Below are 17,991 nucleotides of genomic sequence, written 5' to 3'. Positions count from 1 at the left end.
TTAATGCTGGCTTAGAACGTTTAATATACCAAAAGAATTTTTTTTCAATAGATTAAACGCTTTGGTTTAAAAAGCGGCAACTTTTATCTTATCTGAAAGAGGGACAAAGTTATAGCAATCCTAATTGTGGCGATTAATTAAGTGTGCAAAATTTAGTTCTTTAAAATTAGAAACGGAAGATTACTTCTAGGTATGAAGATAATTCTTCCGTTAAGGGATCGATTTACTTGAATTTTTTAGCTGTTTTTTTTAGCCCTTGGGAGTCTTAGCCTTGTTAGCCATCTCTTTAAAATTGTTGAGGCTAGGCCCAGGACGGCGACGATATTTACTAATAGTAGGCATTAAATTGTCTGTCGCAAAAGTTTGCTCTGCCCCAGTGCCATCACTATTGACTTTAGCATTATTATTACCGTACATGGCTGCGACCCAAAATGGAGGCTCGAAAGATGATGCACCTGCTGCTTGGGGAGAAACCTTAGCTGGTTTTTGAGGCTTGTCAGCTTTACTCGCCTTACCTTTGGTTTTGGCTTGGGGTTTAGCTGTTTCAGTTTTAGTTACAGCTTCAAGTTTTTCCTGAGCTACATCTTTAGTTTGATTGGCAGTTTCTACTACTTTAGCTACAGGTTTGGATTCTAAGACTTCTGTGGCTGTTTCTTGTACGGTTTGGCTAACCTGTTTAGCAGTTTTGGCTGCTGCTTGGATGGGTTGAGATTCTGCTGATTCATCTAATTCTAAGTAGTATTTGCTTTTAGAATTAAATACGTTTTTAAGCATTTGCATGGGGTTATTGACTCCTACAAGTGAGACTAAAAGGATGGTTTGTCAAAGATAATAATTATTGATAATCTCTCTTTAACAAAGTAGTTACTTTATTTAAAGAGCTTAAGCCAGAGTATTCCAGAGGAACTCAGTTTTCTCCAGATTTTTGGCGGCAACTAAGGAAAATTTTCATTTAGATTGCTAATTTCCCATTCTTTTGTCGTATCAGGAACAGAAAAGGCATCAATTTTAAAATTATTAGCTACTCTTATCAAGCCAGATAATTCAATCTATCGCAATTATACTTTACAAAAATTAACTTTAATTCGGCTAATTTAGCTGGATTCTGCCGATTATTATTAACTTGAGTTAAGCAAATTTAATCTATCCTTGTTTCATCCCCAGTTTGAGTTTTATTTAATCCACACGGTTTTAATGTTGACAAATTCTTGAATTCCTTGAATACTCAACTCTCTACCGTAACCCGATCGCCTGATGCCACCAAAAGGCAGACGAGGATCGGACTTGACCATGCCATTAATAAACACCGCTCCAGCTTCAATCTCGGCGATCGCTCGGTCGATTTCTTGGGGGTTATTCGTCCAGCAGCTAGCACCCAAACCAAAAGGAGTATCGTTAGCTAGGGCGATCGCAGCATCTAAGTCTGGGACTCTAAAAAGCAATGCCACAGGGCCAAAAAACTCTTCTTTAGCAGTGGGGGAATCAAGAGGAATTTGGGTCAAGATTGTGGGCTGATAGTAGTTCCCAGGTAAGTCGGTAATGGCTTGACCGCCGAATAAGATTTTTGCTCCTTTATCGACAGCCTGTTTTACCTGTTGGTCTAATTCATCCCGAATTGTAGCAGTAGCCAAAGGGCCAATATCGGTAGCTTCTGCCATGGGATCGCCTATTTTTAGGGCTTTAAATTTTTCAACTAACAAAGATTCAAAGCGATCGTAAATACTGTCTTGAACGATAAAGCGTTTGGCAGCAATACAAGATTGACCGTTGTTGAGCATTCTCGCTTTAACTCCTACTTCGACGGCTTCTTCTAAGTTGGCACTGGCTAAGACGATAAAAGGATCGCTTCCGCCTAATTCTAAAACTACTTTTTTAATTTGTTCTCCCGCAACGGAGGCTAAAGCCGCCCCTGCTGGCTCGCTTCCCGTTAGGGTAGCAGCTTTGACGCGATCGTCTTCCACGATAGATTTGACTTGACTAGCACCGATCAACAAAGTTTGAAATGCTCCTGAGGGGAAACCAGCACGAGCCAAAATATCGGCGATCGCCAGAGCGCATTGAGGTACGTTAGAAGCGTGTTTGAGAATGCCTACATTGCCCGCCATCAGGGTAGGGGCAGCAAAACGAAATACTTGCCAAAAAGGAAAATTCCAGGGCATTACCGCTAAAATTACGCCCAGGGGTTGATATGCCACATAGCTATGACTGGCATCGCTGTCAATCGATACCTGAGATAAAAATTCGGGGGCTTTTTCGCTGTAAAAACGGCAGACTAGAGCGCATTTTTTGACTTCGGCGATCGCACTTTGATAAGTTTTGCCCATTTCTAAAGTCATGATGCGGGCAAATTCTGCTGCTTCAGTTTCGAGGATCTCTGCTGCATTGGTTAGCCACTCACTACGTTGTGCAAAACTAGTTTGACGATATTTCTGATAGGTAGACTCAGCCAAAGCCAATTTTACTTCGATTTCAGTATCGGTGAGGGGAGTAAAAGTTTTCAGGGTTTTTCCTGTAGCGGGATTAATAGTTGCTATAGCCATAATGTTAACTACTCCTGTAGCTCTATATGAGGTGAGATGTGGGGCGTGGGATTTTTATTCGGCGATCTGATCTCTCCCTTTTTAATTGTAGGGAACTTTGCCATAAAGAATGTAAGGATATTTAACGCTAACTATGGGTAAATTTAATTTTTGTTCGACTTCCGTTAAGAAAAAATCTGCTTGATATTTATTCATTAATTCTCGTACTCGAATCGTATCCAAGTTAGAAAATCCCGCACTGATGGCTTTAACGATTTGTACTTGGTCTAATTCCTCGTCGCCAAAATAAATTTTAGCTAGGTTTCCCCCACTGAGATCGTTTAAACGATGGTAATATTCGACGATCGCGCTTTTGGTTTGGGGAAACATTTTTAGTTTGACTACTGTCGCCCTTTGAGTCATCCAAGTGAAGTTGGCTAGTTTCCAAGGGTGGGAGATGATAATCGCATCTTGGGGGGTATTTTCTTTAATCCAATTGCTCATCAACTTCCATTGGGGATCGACATCTTGTTGTTGGGTAGGAAAGTTTTGGGATGCGATCGCTCTTTGACTGAAGAAAGATCCTTGGGTAAAAAAAATAGAACTTAATAGAACGATGGAGATTAGTCTGTATTGATGTTTTTGGAGGGATAACTTAGTTTGCAAACTACAAGCAGCCAATAAATAGGTCGCTAAAGGTAACATTGTGTCCCCAAAACGAAAAGGATAATATTGCAACCAATTTCCCTGACTGTCGAAAGGGGCAATTGCCATGCCTAACACGAACGGAATTAAACTAATAGCGGTAAATTCGGTTAATTCCCAACGGGCGCAGTCTTCTGGTTGCCAACCTGCCAGCGCGGCAGATTTTTTTAAGGAAAAGGCACACAGTAACCAAATGACAAGGTAGATTCCCAGTCTCAGCCATAGTAAAGGATGCCACACCAAAGGATTTAAGTGGTGGGGAAGTCGTAGAAAAACATAGATAAAGGAAGGGGAAATATTTCCTGGTGGGGAAGCAGTAAATAATTGTTTTACCGTTGCAGGAATGGCAAAGGCACTTGCTGCTATATATACTACTGCCAGCAACCAAATTTTTTTTCCTAAAATGAAGAGTCGCTTTCGAGGATCGAGGCACAACCAGCCCAAAAAGGTTAAAAAAGCCCAACCCCCGACTAAAACGTGAAAGGAAGTAGCCAATCCTAATAACAGTAGAGCAGAAAAATAGCTTCTGGACAAGATTAAGGGCAGAGCAATGAAAATCAAACCATAAGCTACGGCTTTAGCTTCCAAACCGCCCACAAACCATTCTCCCGCGATCGCTCCTTGCAGAGATCCTTGATAGGTAAGTAGTACCGTTGCCAATAAAAGATAAGTGAGGTTTAAGCCCAGTCTTTTTCCTAGGAGAACTAAACCCCAGGCAATGAGTAAATAGCACAACAAGCGACCTAAAATTGAAGTAGCCAAAAAACCAATACGAGCGATCGCTTGACCAAAGATAGTTTGAAATAAATATCTATAACCACTTTCTAAATTGAGATACCAATCATGGGGTATCCAATTGGGATCGACAAATTGCTTGGCTAGGGGCAAAACATCCACTTCATTCCAGACAGATCCGCTCATATTACTATCTAGTAGTAGTCTGAGGCTGAGAAAAACTAATACTATGGCTATTTGTAGTGCAGTTTTAGAAAAATCAGACGAAATACGCACCATTATTTTGACTTAACTCCTCATACACCATTTAGAACTTTTCACTCTGAAAAGTATTTATATATTATGGATGAGTTTAATAGTAGAAGTTAAAAAACTCAATTGTTTAGTTTAAGAGTCAGTTAACTTAATGATAAATAAAGTAATTCATAGCCAAAGCTTAAACTATTTTTTATCTCGATTCTTTATTTTGGTAATGTTTAAACTTCTGTGAAATAAAGTCTTAATCGTGAAAATTGCCATTATTACTTCTTGTTTTCTTCCTATTATTGATGGCGTAACTGTAAGCGGACTACAAAGATTAAAAATATTAAGTAAACTAGGACACCAAGTTATTTTGTTTTGTCCCGACTATAGTAGTCTGGCTCAAGATTATCCCCATTGGCGAGATTATACGGGGGATATATTATCAGGGGTTAGAGTTATTAATTTGAGCAGCAATTCTTTTGTGGGCTTAGATTACGAACCCAATGTTAATCGAAGTGCTTATCAAACGGTTATCCAAGAATTAAATGAGTTTAAACCAGATATTATTCATGTAGACGAACCAGAAAGATTATTTGTGGGTTTCTGGAGATTAGCAGGAGTTAAATATGCCAAACAAGTAAATATTCCCTGTATTGCTTTTTTTCGTACCAATTTTTTAGATTATTTAGCAGATTATTTTCCTTTACCTAAACCTATCTTTAGCTTAATCAAATTTTTACTAACAAAATTAATTACCTGGGTCTACAATTCCTATGATTTAACTTTAGTATCTAGTAAGATAACCCAGAAAAAAATAATCAGTTTAGGGATTAAAAATAGCCATTACGGCAATTTACTTAGCTTTGATGCCAGTAGCTTTACAGATAACCTAATTAAACCAGACTTTTGGCGATCGCACTACAATATTCCAGAGGCAGACAAGCTAGTTAAAATAGTATTTCTAGGACGATTGTATCCCGATAAAGGTTGGGATTTTACTCTAAATGCCTTTGAACATTTAGGAGAACAGATCGATTTAAACAAGGTAGCAATAATTGTGGCGGGAGATGGTCCTATGGGAGAAGAAATAGCAACTAAATTAAATAAGTTAGCTCCTCACGTTTATTTACTAGGCAGAGTTGCACCAGAAAATGTTCCCGCCCTCCTGATAAATTGCGATTTTCACGTTACTACTTCCGAGAAGGAAACTAGAGGCTTAACTATTTTAGAAGCATTTGCCGCAGGAATTCCCGTTATTGCCCCCCAATCTGGAGGAGTAGTGGAAAATATTCGTCATGGCAGCAACGGTTTTTTATATCGTTCGGGAAATATTACCGATTTTATTACTAAATTAAAAACCTTAGTAGAAGATCCAGATTTAAGAACAGAAATGGGAGAAAAAGCCAAACTTTCCGTTAAAGAATATAGCTGGGACAATAGCGTCCAAAATTTATTAAATATCTGGCAAGGACAAATTAGCAGCAAACAATGGACAATGGACAATGGACAATTGATAACAACTAACAACTAACAACTAACAACTAACAACTAACAACTAACGATCGCTCGTACGCCAATTAAGTTTAAGATTAAACCAAAAATTCCAGAAGGTAACTAAAGCGATCGCCATTATATTTGCCAGGTATTCATTAAAATAAAATAGATTGTAAAGCAGATTAATAATCAAGACATTGAGCATCAATCCAGAAAAACAAATCAAGTTAAACTTGAGCAATCTTTTAAATTTCTTTCCCTTACCTTTTTGCTTTGCAGATATATCTCTAAAAGTCCAGCGATCGTTCCAATAAAAATTATTAATAATTGCCAATTCTCCCGCTATAATTGCACTGCGAGTTAAACCCAAACCGAGATATTCTCTTAATAAATAAAGAATTGTCATATTCACCAATACTCCACTCATCCCAGAAATAGCAAAACGAACCAAACGTTCGATCTGCCACAAATCCCAACGCAAGCGGATTAGATGGCGAATATAAGCCCAATATTGCCGATAGGTGACTTTACTTTCTCCTGTTTTCCTTTCCCGAAAAACATAGCCCACTTCCGCAATCCAGCGAATATTACCCCGCGCCATAATTTCGATGAGGATTTTATAACCTAAAGGCTTTAAAGTTTTCCCCGCTATAGCATCGCGACGCACCATAAAGTAACCGCTCATGGGATCGCTAATCCGTCCTAACACTTCTGGTAAAATTAGTAAGCCCAGCATTTGCGCCCCCCGCGACAGAAAGCGACGCACAACATTCCATTGACTTACGCCACCCCCTGCTACATGACGACTGGCGATCGCAATATCTGCCCCTTTTTTCATCTCTTGCCAGAGTTCTACTAAGATTTCGGGAGGATGCTGGAGATCCGCATCAATAACGGCTAAAATTTCGCTTTTAGCACTTTGCCAGCCTCTAATTATCGCCGTCGCTAGTCCTTTTTCCTGCTGGCGACTCATTACCCTAATTTGAGAATACCTAGCAGCTAGATTTAAAGCTAGTTCGCACGTGCGATCTATACTGTTATCATCAACAATAATCAATTCGTATTTTTGGGGGATATTTTGATCTAAAATTGCCACCAAATTTGAGATTAGTTGTTCTAGATTTTTGCGCTCATTATAAGTGGGAATAACTAAAGATAATTGCAGCTGTTCTAAATCAGATTTGGTACTACGAGAAAGAGTATCAATTTCTAATAATCCTCTTGATACGGCAATAAGATTGCGATTTTTTAGATACTGCATTATCTTAAATTTGAGGAGCAAGAGAACAAAGTCAATGTAGGGAGAACTTTTAGATTTTTTGGGTAGTGATGGGGAAAACTTGCGTGACTATTTATTAGATTGACTTTCACTCCAACTTTGCCTGTATTTTAAAATTCATCTGGCAGTCTATCAGCCCAAAAGAAAGCTTTTATTAGGATCTGTTTAAGAAAATATTATTAGTTAATTGATTCTTCATGGTTTTTAGTAATAATTACCGTATATATTATTAATAATTCTCTGTTTAAAAAATCTCAATCAAATAATAGTTTGCTATCTATGGTTCGAGAAATAGTAAAAAAAATAAAGCCCAAATTTCTGTTTTCCATGGCAATTCTATTAACCTCTCTCAGTGGTTGTAGCGGTCAAAGCACCCAAGCTAATATTGCTAATTCATATCATGACAATGGCAGCCATCTAGATAAAGTAAAGGCAAGAGGGTATCTAATTTGTGGTGTTAGTGGAGAAGTACCTGGATTTAGTTTCGTCGATTTTAATGGCAAATATGCAGGGTTAGATGTTGATTTTTGTCGGGCGGTAGCCTCTGCGTTGTTTAACGACCCCGAAAAAGTTGAATTTCGCGAATTAAATCGAGAAGAAAGATTTACCGCACTTCAGTCGGGGGAAATCGATCTTCTCAGTCGCAATACTACCAAAACCCTCAGTCGCGATACTAAAACAAACATCGAATTTACCCCAGTTTTATACTATGATTCCCAAGGAATTATGGTCAAGCGAGATAGTAAGATCGAAAATATCCAGGATCTTGAAGGTAAGTCCATTTGCGTTGAGGAAGGAACTACCAGTTACGATAACCTTCCCGACTATATGACCCAAAACCAAATCGACTATACTCCTGTTGTGGAGTCAGAAAAAGAAGCACTATACGATGCCTACGAATACGATCGCTGTCAAGGAATTGCAGGGGATACATCTCAATTAATAACCCGCAAAATATTACTTGCCAACCCCAGTCACCACGTTATCTTACCCCAGAAAATTGCTCGCGAACCTCTAGCCCCTGCGGTATTACACCAAGATTCTCAATGGTTTGATGCGATTAAGTGGATAACTTTTACTCTGATTCAAGCTGAAGAATTGAATATTAATTCCGCTAACTTGAGTCTCCACAAAAATAGTCAAAACTCAGAGATAAGTAATTTTTTAGGTAAAAACAGCAACTTGGGTTCTCAAATAGGATTGAGCGATGACTTCTCCTTAAGAATTATCCAGCACGTTGGTAATTATGGAGAAATCTACGATCGCAACATCGGTCAGCCTTTTGATTTGGAAAGGGGACAAAATGCGTTATGGAAAGATGGCGGTTTGATGTACTCTCCTCCCTTTAATTAACAGTTTGTTACTGCTTGAGGATCTGAGAATTACTACCGACCTGTAAAATTAATTTTATATTTTCCTCATGTTTACTACATTTTTCGTAATGCAGTAGACTGCAACCTATCCGCTGATAGTGATGCAATTAGGGGTATGTAGTTTCAATCTACGGTAATTAAAGCTCTATTCTTAGATACTTTCATGAACATAAATACTGTTTCCACAACTCCTTTTTCGGATCAAAAGCCAGGAACATCAGGACTGCGTAAATCTGTTACTGTTTTTCAAAAACCCCACTATTTAGAAAATTTCGTTCAGTCTATTTTTGATTCCCTAGATGGCTGTGAAGGTCAGACAATTGTTCTGGGTGGAGATGGTCGTTATTACAATCGCGAAGCAATTCAAACCATTATGAAAATGGCTGCTGCTAATGGTATCGGTCGCATTTTGGTGGGCAAAGGCGGGATTATGTCTACCCCTGCTGCTTCGGCAATCATTCGCCAGTATAAAGCCTATGGAGGGATTATCCTTTCTGCCAGTCACAACCCAGGAGGTCCTGACGGTGACTTCGGTATCAAGTACAATATTACTAGTGGTGGGCCTGCTCCCGAAAAAGTTACCGAGGCTATTTACGATCGCTCCAAAGTTATTGACAGCTACAAAATTTTAGAGGCAGAAGATATTAACCTAGATAAGCTAACCGTCACTCGTTTAGGAGAAATGAGCGTTGAGGTAATCGATCCTGTCGAGCCTTATGCCCGTTTGATGGAATCTTTATTTGATTTTGAAAGTATCCGCCAGTTAATTAAACATGACTTTAAACTCTGTATCGATTCGATGCACGCGGTAACTGGTACTTATGCCAAAGAAATTTTTGAAAAGCGTTTGGGTGCAGAGTCGGGAACAGTCCAAAATGGAGTACCCTTAGAAGACTTTGGTGGCGGACACCCCGATCCTAACTTAGTTTATGCTCATGACTTGGTAGAAATTATGTTTGGCAGCAATGCCCCCGATTTTGGTGCGGCTTCCGATGGAGATGGCGATCGCAATATGATTTTGGGCAACAACTTTTTTGTTACTCCTAGCGATAGTTTGGCAGTATTAACCGCTAACGCCACTTTAGTACCTGGTTATAAAGATGGTTTATCTGGAGTTGCTCGTAGTATGCCTACTAGTGCTGCAGTGGATCGAGTGGCAGAAAAGCTCAACATCAACTGTTATGAAACTCCTACTGGTTGGAAATTCTTCGGTAATTTACTCGATGCAGATAAAGCTACTCTTTGCGGTGAAGAAAGTTTTGGGACTGGTTCTAATCATGTTCGGGAAAAAGATGGACTTTGGGCGGTATTATTCTGGTTAAATATTTTGGCAGTTAAAGGCGAGTCTGTAGAAGCTGTAGTCAAAGATCACTGGAAAACTTATGGGCGTAACTACTATTCCCGTCACGACTATGAAGCAGTGGATAAAGCTAGAGCGACAGAACTAATGGAACGCCTACGGGGTATGGTTGGCAGCATGGCTGGAGAAAAATTCGGCGACTACGAAGTTGAATATGCCGACGACTTTAGTTATGAAGATCCTGTAGATAATAGCGTCAGTAAAAATCAAGGTATTCGTATCGGTTTTACCGATGGTTCGAGAATTATCTTCCGTCTTTCTGGTACTGGTACTAAAGGGGCGACTCTCAGACTATATGTCGAAAGTTACGAACCCGATCCTAGCAAGCACGATTTAGAAACTCAAGTAGCGTTGAAACCTCTAATCGATATTGCTCAAGAAATCGCTCAAATCAAAGAATACACTCAAAGAGATGAGCCTACGGTAATCACCTAAACTAAACTCCAAAACGTCTGGCGATCGCATTTCCCGCAGCCATCCCTGAAATCACCGCCCCTTCTATGTTAGGAGAGACAAAAGCATCTCCCGCCAATACTAGAGGTAATTCTAATAAAGTCAAACAGGGTTCGTTATAAGCAGTTTTAGGCAAACTATAACGCCAGCGATGTATCTGATATTTAATTACAGGAGAATCTAAATAATCGGCTGCTGCGGTAATTAATTTATAAGCAATCTCTGCATCGTCAGCGTCCCAATATTCATCGCTAAACTGGGGGGTAGCATGAAGGGTAACAGCATAACCCTCAGGAGAAATACCTTTTTGATGGTTGTCTGCCAACCAAATTAAAGCTTCATCTTCCAGACTCATACCCCCAGGAGCGGGAATTTTACTGGGTTTTTCTAATAGAGCTAAAACCGCAATACAACTATGATATTCAATTTTTTCCAGAGAGAATCTAACCTCTAAAGGTACGGCGATGAAAGAAGCATCCAATAAATCTAAAGTTTGAGGAATGGGAGGAGTCATGACCAACATATCTCCTTGATATTGTTCCCCAACTTCTGTTTCTACTAGCCATTTTTTATCGTAGCTGACTTCTTGTACTTTTGTTTGGGTACGAACTAGCAAATCTTGGGCTAAATACTTGGCAATGTTACGAGTACCGCCAACCCCACGGTAACGGGGTTTACCATCTGTTTCTTTAAATCCTCGACACCATTCTTCGATCGCGCCATTTTTTAACCAATCATCTACCCAAGTTTGAAAATGAGGATTTTTCACGCTGAAATATTGCGCCCCATAGTCAAACACTCCCTCAATAGAATCGTCAAGTTTGACTCGACGAGTTGCCAAACGCCCGCCAATTCCTCTTCCTTTATCTAATACTGCAACCTTAATTCCTTTACCCTGCAAGATATTAGCAGTAATTAGCCCCGTAATTCCTCCACCGACAACAATACAATCAGAATTGGTAATTTGGCGATCGCTGCTCGACATTTTTTTCTTGATGTTTATATTTACTTTTTATTTTAAGTAATGATATTTTACTCAATCCAATTTTTAGCTCTAGTTACAGCTTTTGACCACATAATAAAATTATTTTGGGCTAAATCTTGTCCTTCCCCTGGTTCAAAAACTCGATCTATTTTGCGATCGCCAATTAATTGAGCATAGCTATCCCAAAAACCGATAGCCAACCCAGCACCGAAGGCAGCACCTTGAGCGGTTGCATCCAAAACTACAGGGCGTTCTAAGGGTACTCCTAAAGCATCTGCCTGGAATTGCATCAAAAAGTTATTTTGCGCTGCACCACCGTCTATTTTGAGCAGAGAAACAGGATTACTACTATCTTGATTGACCGCATCCACAACTTCTTTCACTTGGTAAGCGATCGCTTCTAAAACCGCTCGTACCATATGTTCTCTTTGTACTCCGCCAGTAATGCCTAAAAATGCACCGCGAGCTTTCATATCCCAGTGCGGTGCGCCCAAGCCACTAAGGGCAGGGACAAAATAAACGCCATCGGTATTGTCTACACTCTGGCACAGAGCTTCGGTTTCTGCTGCCGAAGTAATTAACTTTAAGCCATCTCGCAACCATTGAATTGCTGCACCAGTGGTAAAGATAGCCCCTTCTAGGGCATAGTTAGTTTGTTCTTTAGTACTCCAAGCTACGGTAGAAAGGAGTTGGTTTTGCGATCGCGTTACTTCCGTGCCAGTTTGAGCCACCAGAAAACTACCCGTACCGTAAGTGCATTTTAACAAGCCAGGGCGATCGCAACCATGAGCGAATAAAGCTGCTTGTTGATCGCCAAAAATCGCAGCAATCGGAATTTTCTCCCCTAAAATATCAACACTGCTATGACCAAATTCTCCCAAACTGGGTTTAATTTCGGGCATAATTTGACGGGGAATTTGAAATAACTCTAGTAAAGAATCATCCCAATTTCCCGTATCCAAATTCATCAACATAGTACGGCTGGCATTACTAACATCGGTGGCGTGAACTTCCTTGCCAGTTAAATTCCATAACACCCAGGTATCGATCGTTCCAGCTAAGACATTATCCCAATTAAGATCTGGTTTATTAGTCTTAACCCAATCAATTAACCAAGCTAATTTAGTCGCCGAAAAATAAGCATCTAAAACCAAACCAGTTTTTTGTTGAATTAATTCGGCTTTGCCTTCTCCTTTCAAGCGATCGCACATATCTGCGGTACGTCGATCTTGCCAGACAATTGCTTGGTGTAGAGGTTCGCCAGTGGTCTTATCCCAGAGCAAACAAGTTTCTCGCTGTACTGTTAAGCCAATAGCAGCTATTTCCCTTATTTTTGTCCGCTCTTCGCTAATTACTTTAGCAATGACCTCCTTTACATCCCCCCAAATTTCCATGGCATCGTGTTCCAACCAGCCAGGCTGAGGGTAATATTGAGTATGCTCTTGATAGGCTTGACCGACAACATCTCCCCTGCGATCGAATAAAATCGCCCGATTTCCTGTAGTGCCTAAATCTAGAGAGAGAATATATTTTTGCTCGGTCATAAATACTACCAAAATTCAACTTGTATTTAGTAGATCTACCGCAAAACTTTAACTCGCAGGAATTTTATTAGATTTTTTTATTAATTGCAGCAACATTACTTCATCTAGACTGGAATTAAGTTTGAAGCAGGCAGGAAGCAGCGAGATAAGTTTTGAAAAGCGATCGCTGAAAATATATTGATTTATTTATTTCTCCATCTAATCAATTTCCCGATCGATGAAGCGCAGACAGCTAAAAACCCTTTGATTCGTTGATTAAGTCAAAGGGTTTATTGTTAATAATTAAACTAGTTTCTTTTATTGATTTTTATTACTTTTATAATTAGAATTACTCTTAGTTTTTCGATTACTATTAAATCTATATTTATTAGGTTTATTAGGATAGCCCATTACTGCTACAGTGTTATCTTTCATATTTTTTTTACTTAAAAAATGAATATTAAATTTCTTTATTCAATTTTAAAAAGATTGCAGTAATATTGATGCGATCGCGATCGCTCGATAGATTTTATGTATATGCTATGGTTGGGCTTTTTGTTTAGAGACTGTTTGTAAAATGAATGTTAAATAATAATCGACAAAAATCAGCTTGGTATCAGAGGATTTATCAAAAATTTGCCTCAAGAATAAACTAAGCAATATCTTCTCCCAGTCCCCCCATACGAGGGCGACCGAAGGAAGTGCCTGTGGTGCAAGCCGTCAAGCGGGATAATATCTCCCAGTCTCCTCGTCTCCCAGTCATCCCTCACCTTTATAGTCGTTCTAATTAATTTCCGTACTATCTCAGTAATTTGTTCGGGGGATTAGGGATTAGGGGTTAGGGATTAGGGAGCAATAATTAGTACATATTTTCGTATGGTTCTTATTAGGAATGACTATATATTTTGTTGATAAACAGTCTCTTAGACTAATTTCCAGCCCATAAATTGCGGATCGAAGTCGCGATCGAAAGAAGTATTGCGATCATAAAAAACTTTATAACCATAGTGTAAGGGTAACATCGCACCTTTTAACTGCGCTCCTGAAAAATTTGCTCCTGCTAAATATGCCCCTCTAAAATCAGCTTTTTCTAATATTGCCGAACTAAAATTAGCTTGTTCTAAATGACTATCGCGGAAATTTGCCTTAGTTAATAATGCCCCTTGAAAATTTACTTTGGTCAAAGTAGTCTTGCTTAAATTGGCTTCTTCTAAATTTCCCTGGATTATAGTTGAATTGCTTAAATCTGCCCGCAGTAAATCTGCTTTTTTAAGATTACAATTATCTAATTTTATACCTTTGAAACTCACTCCCATTAATGGTGCTTTTGGCAAATCAATATTTGAGAAATCTTTTTCTTGGTTGGTATAACGCTCCAACATTTCATAAACTTTCGCTAATACCTTGGAATTAGAATCTTGCTTATTTAAAATATGAGCAATAAAGCAATCTACAGTGATTCGTTTCAGATAGCCTTGTTCTACTGCCAAACGATGAAACCTTATCTTATGCCGTTTAATTTGTTGCAATCTAAGAATGGCATTAATTTGTTCTTTATTGAGCAATCCAGCTTCTTGAAAATAATAGGCTAAAGGTTGTTTCTTTTCTTCATGTAACTTTAACCATCGTTCGGCAAAAAAATCTACTGTAGGTTGCTCGATCCAACCGTGTAAAACTAATATTTCACCAATTCTCAAATCGTTATATTTTTGCTCTTGTAAGGCGATTTCTATTTGGCTAATAGAAATAACTCCTGCTTCAATTAAAATCTGTCCGAGGGGCTTTTTGCCAGAGTGAAAACCTGTCATGGTTATTGCGGTTTTGAGCTTAAAGCAATAGAGAGAATATATACGTTCGCATTGTACTCTCAATTTTTCAAAATTATGGATTTTGGTTTTTCTTGTCAGAGATGTAGATCTGAACTACCAAATATGTATAGTTATAAGTAGACTTATGAAGTTTAGTTAAGCGTCAAGCAAATAAGAGAGGAGAATGAGTAACTTAAGAGCATCCCTAGAACCCATAGCAGATTGGTTTAACACTCTAGGTACGCCAGAACCAATCGTCGTGCGACTCGTTGCCTAGAAACCATGCCACACAAGGCATAGGGAGGATTAGGCACAAGGATAAATTTACTCTAATTATAGAGTAAGAACCTTGATAACTCAATATTCATGTTGGTGAAAATCCAACCCGTTAGGTACAAACGTGACAGCACATCCACAGGGTAGAGAGTGGTCTTCAATCCCTGAAGCTGGATGGAATGGAGATAAGCTATTAGCCAACTATGGTGACTTCTTCTAGCAGTCTAGATAAGAACAGCGAAAGCGAACCTAAGTTTAAAACTATCGTCAGTTCGACCTTGCGAAATGGCTGATACGCAGGAGGCAAAAATATTGCCAATGTCATAAGGAATAAGTATGACGATTACTTATTTTAAGTGGGAGCTTATATGTTGGTGTAAGTATCCCCGTACCCACAAGATGACACGGTAGAATTTTAGGGTTCTAAGTCTAGAACAAAATGAATATTGGGAACGAGTTAACCCCCAGGATTGCTCTCAGAGTAGGTCGATACTTTGAGTAATCAACCAAGATGCAAAATCTATAGCAATATAGGCAACTTGGGGGCGGGATTGAGTCAGAAGCGAATGCCTTGGGTAATGCCAAGGATATGCTGACGGACTCACGTAGATATGGAATATAGAGGTATTAGTAGTAATGAAAATGTTCAAAGCCCAAGGAAACTTGAGGATGAAATGGGAAAACGATATACCAACACCAGAAGATAAATTATATTGGCAAGATATATGCTGGAAAGAGGTAAACCGTCGTGTGTACAAGTTACAAAAACGCATCTATAGAGCATCTAAACGTGGTGATGTCAAGACAGTTCGTGGACTCCAAAAAATCTTAATTAAATCCCAATCTGGAAAACTTTTATCAACTAGACGGATTACGCAGGAAAACCAAGGCAAGAAAACTGCTGGAATTGATGGCAAGAAAATCTTACATCCCAAGCAAAGAATCAAAGCCGCAATGGACATTAAACTCTCAAACAAGTGCAAACCTGTGCGTAGAGTATGGATTCCAAAGCCAGGTAGAGATGAACAAAGACCTTTAGGCATTCCAACGATTCAAGAAAGAATCAAGCAATATCTCGTCAAACTAGCACTAGAGCCAGAATGGGAAGCCAAATTTGAACCAAATTCTTATGGATTCAGACCTGGAAGGTCTGCTTACGATGCGATTACAGCAATTTACAGTTCTATTAGCAAAAAACCCAAGTATGTGTTGGATGCTGATATAGCTAGCTGCTTTGACCGTATCAATCATGAAGAACTGCTTAAGAAAATAAACACTATACCCTGTATCCGTCGCCAAATAAAGGCATGGTTAAAAGCAGGGGTGTTAGATAATCACAACTTCCAAAAAACCCATCAAGGAGTACCCCAAGGTGGAGCTATTAGTCCTTTACTAGCCAATATTGCCTTACATGGATTAGAGGAAAAACTAAACGAATTGGTTTGTACGATTCCTCAAAAATATCCAAACGGGCAAAGCATGGCAAAGAGAGATAAGATTAGTGCGTTATGTGTAGTTAGATATGCAGATGATTTCGCCATTCTCCATCCAGAACTTAGTATCTTGGAAAGATGTAAGGAAGTAACTGAAAATTGGCTAAAAACAATAGGATTAGAACTAAAACCCTCTAAGACCCAAATCGTTCATACCTTGTACGAACATGAAGGTAAAAAACCAGGGTTCGATTTTCTAGGGTTCAATATACGTCAATATTCAGTAAGTAAACACAGATCCGCCAGACAATCTGGTGGGGAAACACTAGGGTTCTACACTAGAACCAGACCTAGTAAGAAAGCAGTTCTTAACCACTATAAAAAATTAGCGGACATTATCACTAAGCATAATGCTGCTCCTGCTAGAGCGTTAATAGCTCGTCTAAACCCCATCATCAGAGGTTGGACGAAATATTTCTCTTTAGCACAGAGCCACCCTAGTTTCCGTAAATTAGACCATCTTCTATTTAGAAGATTATTCCGTTGGGCAAAAAGAAGACATAAGAATAAAGGAACAACTTGGCGAGTTGAGAAATATTGGAAACACCACAATGGAAATAATTGGGTATTCTTCGACAAGATAAATGATGGCAACTTTATCCATCTTCTTTATCACGATTGGACACCCACAATCAACAGATACGTCAAAGTCAAAGGAGATAGAAGCCCTTACGATGGAGATAAAATCTATTGGTCAAAAAGGCTAGGTAGACACCCAGAAGTCAAAGGAAGCGAAGCAAAATTGCTACAAAAGCAAAAAGGTATCTGCAACTACTGTAAGAACCACTTCAAAGATGGAGATATCTGGCAAGTAGACCACATAATAGCCACAGCACTGGGCGGAGGCAATTCATATAATAATCTCCAACTACTGCACAAACACTGTCACGACATCAAAACTGCTCAGGATATAAAGAAAATCAATATCCAAAGAGCAGCTAAAAATTACGGAAAAGTTCTAAGACAACACTCCTCTAAATTCCTAGAAGGAAAATGGTTTTGGGACAACGATTTACCACAATACGGATGTATGAATGTCAATCACCATATCGACGAGGAGCCGTGTGAGGCTAAAGTCTCACGCACGGTTTTGCAGACGAGTCTCTTTGGTGACAAAGAGGCTTAGTTTAACCACTGGGGACATCCTTTAATGATGGCAACAGTAGCCTTTGTAATGGGTGGTGCTGCTGCCCTAGCAGGATGGCGTGGTAGAACTTTGGCAACTACCAATAGTGAAGTAGCAATTAAAAATAAAGCCGATCACCGTAAAATTGCTCCATTGATGTATGTCTTTTTAGTGTTGGGCTACACGGGTGGAATTTTGTCTTTGGTAATGCAAGGACAACCTATTTTAGAAAGTCGCCACTTTATTACAGGTACGATCGTAATTTCTTTGTTAACAGTTAATGCTCTAATTGCTGCTACAGGATTTATTGGTAATAAAGCAACTGCGAGAACCATTCATGCTTATGTTGGTAGCGTAGCCTTAATTATTATGGTCGTTCATGCTGCATTTGGCTTAAAACTAGGTTTATCTATCTAGTTATTAGTTATCAGTTATTAGTTATTAGTTAGAGGATAGCTGATAGCCCTACGGGAGGGAAGCGTTCCCTTGCGGAAAAGTGCGGTCTTGGGCGGGGCTTTCAAGCACCTGAAATAAATTCAGGTGTCAGCCCCTTGGCTCTCCCCCATGAGGAGGCACGGACTCGGAGCTTGCATCCGAGTATGGAGTGCCGTCAACTTTT

11 protein-coding genes and 1 pseudogene are annotated in these 17,991 nt (G+C 39.3%); 5 read left to right on the top strand and 7 right to left on the bottom strand.

The window, feature by feature from the left end:
• Positions 1-249 precede the first annotated feature (249 nt).
• The 3 genes from AC33VI_RS03930 to AC33VI_RS03920 all read right to left on the bottom strand — a co-directional run bounded on the left by AC33VI_RS03930 (position 250) and on the right by AC33VI_RS03920 (position 4,238).
• Entirely contained in the window at positions 250-780 is a 531-nt protein-coding gene (locus AC33VI_RS03930) for a hypothetical protein (RefSeq protein ID WP_491780964.1), read from the bottom strand.
• Positions 781-1,172: 392 nt separating this feature from the next.
• On the bottom strand, positions 1,173-2,540 hold the full coding sequence (locus tag AC33VI_RS03925; RefSeq protein WP_491780963.1) for an NAD-dependent succinate-semialdehyde dehydrogenase: 1,368 nt from the start codon (positions 2,538-2,540) through the stop codon (positions 1,173-1,175).
• An 81-nt stretch (positions 2,541-2,621) separates the two neighbouring features.
• Entirely contained in the window at positions 2,622-4,238 is a 1,617-nt protein-coding gene (locus tag AC33VI_RS03920; protein ID WP_491780962.1) for a DUF6798 domain-containing protein, read from the bottom strand.
• Positions 4,239-4,464: 226 nt separating this feature from the next.
• Here AC33VI_RS03920 and AC33VI_RS03915 point away from each other — a divergent pair, with 226 nt between their 5' ends.
• On the top strand, positions 4,465-5,733 hold the full coding sequence (locus AC33VI_RS03915; protein WP_491780961.1) for a glycosyltransferase: 1,269 nt from the start codon (positions 4,465-4,467) through the stop codon (positions 5,731-5,733).
• Positions 5,734-5,757: 24 nt separating this feature from the next.
• On the opposite strand, the gene AC33VI_RS03910 is transcribed toward AC33VI_RS03915, so the two are convergent.
• Positions 5,758-6,957 carry a glycosyltransferase gene (locus AC33VI_RS03910; RefSeq protein ID WP_491780960.1) on the bottom strand — a complete coding sequence of 400 codons (1,200 nt, stop codon included), beginning with the start codon at positions 6,955-6,957 and terminating at the stop codon, positions 5,758-5,760.
• Positions 6,958-7,302: 345 nt separating this feature from the next.
• Between AC33VI_RS03910 and AC33VI_RS03905 the strand changes: the two genes are divergently transcribed.
• On the top strand, positions 7,303-8,328 hold the full coding sequence (locus AC33VI_RS03905) for an amino acid ABC transporter substrate-binding protein (RefSeq protein WP_491780959.1): 1,026 nt from the start codon (positions 7,303-7,305) through the stop codon (positions 8,326-8,328).
• A 183-nt stretch (positions 8,329-8,511) separates the two neighbouring features.
• Positions 8,512-10,143 (top strand): alpha-D-glucose phosphate-specific phosphoglucomutase, encoded by a 1,632-nt coding sequence (locus AC33VI_RS03900; RefSeq protein ID WP_491780958.1) that lies wholly within the window; start codon positions 8,512-8,514, stop codon positions 10,141-10,143.
• Between the two features lies 1 nt (position 10,144).
• Here the strand turns inward: AC33VI_RS03900 and AC33VI_RS03895 are convergent, their stop codons facing one another.
• The 3 genes from AC33VI_RS03895 to AC33VI_RS03885 form a co-directional block, all read right to left on the bottom strand.
• Positions 10,145-11,146: an NAD(P)/FAD-dependent oxidoreductase gene (locus AC33VI_RS03895; RefSeq protein WP_491780957.1), complete on the bottom strand. Its 1,002-nt coding sequence runs from the start codon at positions 11,144-11,146 to the stop codon at positions 10,145-10,147.
• 47 nt (positions 11,147-11,193) lie between these two features.
• On the bottom strand, positions 11,194-12,690 hold the full coding sequence (gene glpK, locus AC33VI_RS03890) for a glycerol kinase GlpK (RefSeq protein WP_491780956.1): 1,497 nt from the start codon (positions 12,688-12,690) through the stop codon (positions 11,194-11,196).
• A 902-nt stretch (positions 12,691-13,592) separates the two neighbouring features.
• Entirely contained in the window at positions 13,593-14,477 is an 885-nt protein-coding gene (locus AC33VI_RS03885) for a pentapeptide repeat-containing protein (RefSeq protein ID WP_491780955.1), read from the bottom strand.
• Positions 14,478-15,422: 945 nt separating this feature from the next.
• Between AC33VI_RS03885 and ltrA the strand changes: the two genes are divergently transcribed.
• Both ltrA and AC33VI_RS03875 read left to right on the top strand, forming a co-directional pair.
• The gene (gene ltrA, locus AC33VI_RS03880) at positions 15,423-17,372 is read left to right on the top strand and encodes a group II intron reverse transcriptase/maturase (protein WP_491780965.1); all 1,950 of its coding nucleotides are present in this window, start codon (positions 15,423-15,425) and stop codon (positions 17,370-17,372) included.
• A 6-nt stretch (positions 17,373-17,378) separates the two neighbouring features.
• Positions 17,379-17,789, top strand: a pseudogene (locus AC33VI_RS03875) (DUF4079 domain-containing protein); the annotation flags it as partial.
• Between the last annotated feature and the right edge of the window lie 202 nt (positions 17,790-17,991).

Source organism: Waterburya sp., assembly GCF_058530065.1.
This window is presented reverse-complemented; position numbering and strand designations above follow the sequence as displayed.

Coding starts and splice junctions, on each gene's coding strand:
- AC33VI_RS03930 (WP_491780964.1), bottom strand. CDS start 780: ATGCAAATGCTTAAAAACGTATTTAATTCTAAAAGCAAATACTACTTA.
- AC33VI_RS03925 (WP_491780963.1), bottom strand. CDS start 2,540: ATGGCTATAGCAACTATTAATCCCGCTACAGGAAAAACCCTGAAAACT.
- AC33VI_RS03920 (WP_491780962.1), bottom strand. CDS start 4,238: ATGGTGCGTATTTCGTCTGATTTTTCTAAAACTGCACTACAAATAGCC.
- AC33VI_RS03910 (WP_491780960.1), bottom strand. CDS start 6,957: ATGCAGTATCTAAAAAATCGCAATCTTATTGCCGTATCAAGAGGATTA.
- AC33VI_RS03905 (WP_491780959.1), top strand. CDS start 7,303: ATGGCAATTCTATTAACCTCTCTCAGTGGTTGTAGCGGTCAAAGCACC.
- AC33VI_RS03900 (WP_491780958.1), top strand. CDS start 8,512: ATGAACATAAATACTGTTTCCACAACTCCTTTTTCGGATCAAAAGCCA.
- AC33VI_RS03895 (WP_491780957.1), bottom strand. CDS start 11,146: ATGTCGAGCAGCGATCGCCAAATTACCAATTCTGATTGTATTGTTGTC.
- glpK (WP_491780956.1), bottom strand. CDS start 12,690: ATGACCGAGCAAAAATATATTCTCTCTCTAGATTTAGGCACTACAGGA.
- AC33VI_RS03885 (WP_491780955.1), bottom strand. CDS start 14,477: ATGACAGGTTTTCACTCTGGCAAAAAGCCCCTCGGACAGATTTTAATT.
- ltrA (WP_491780965.1), top strand. CDS start 15,423: ATGAAATGGGAAAACGATATACCAACACCAGAAGATAAATTATATTGG.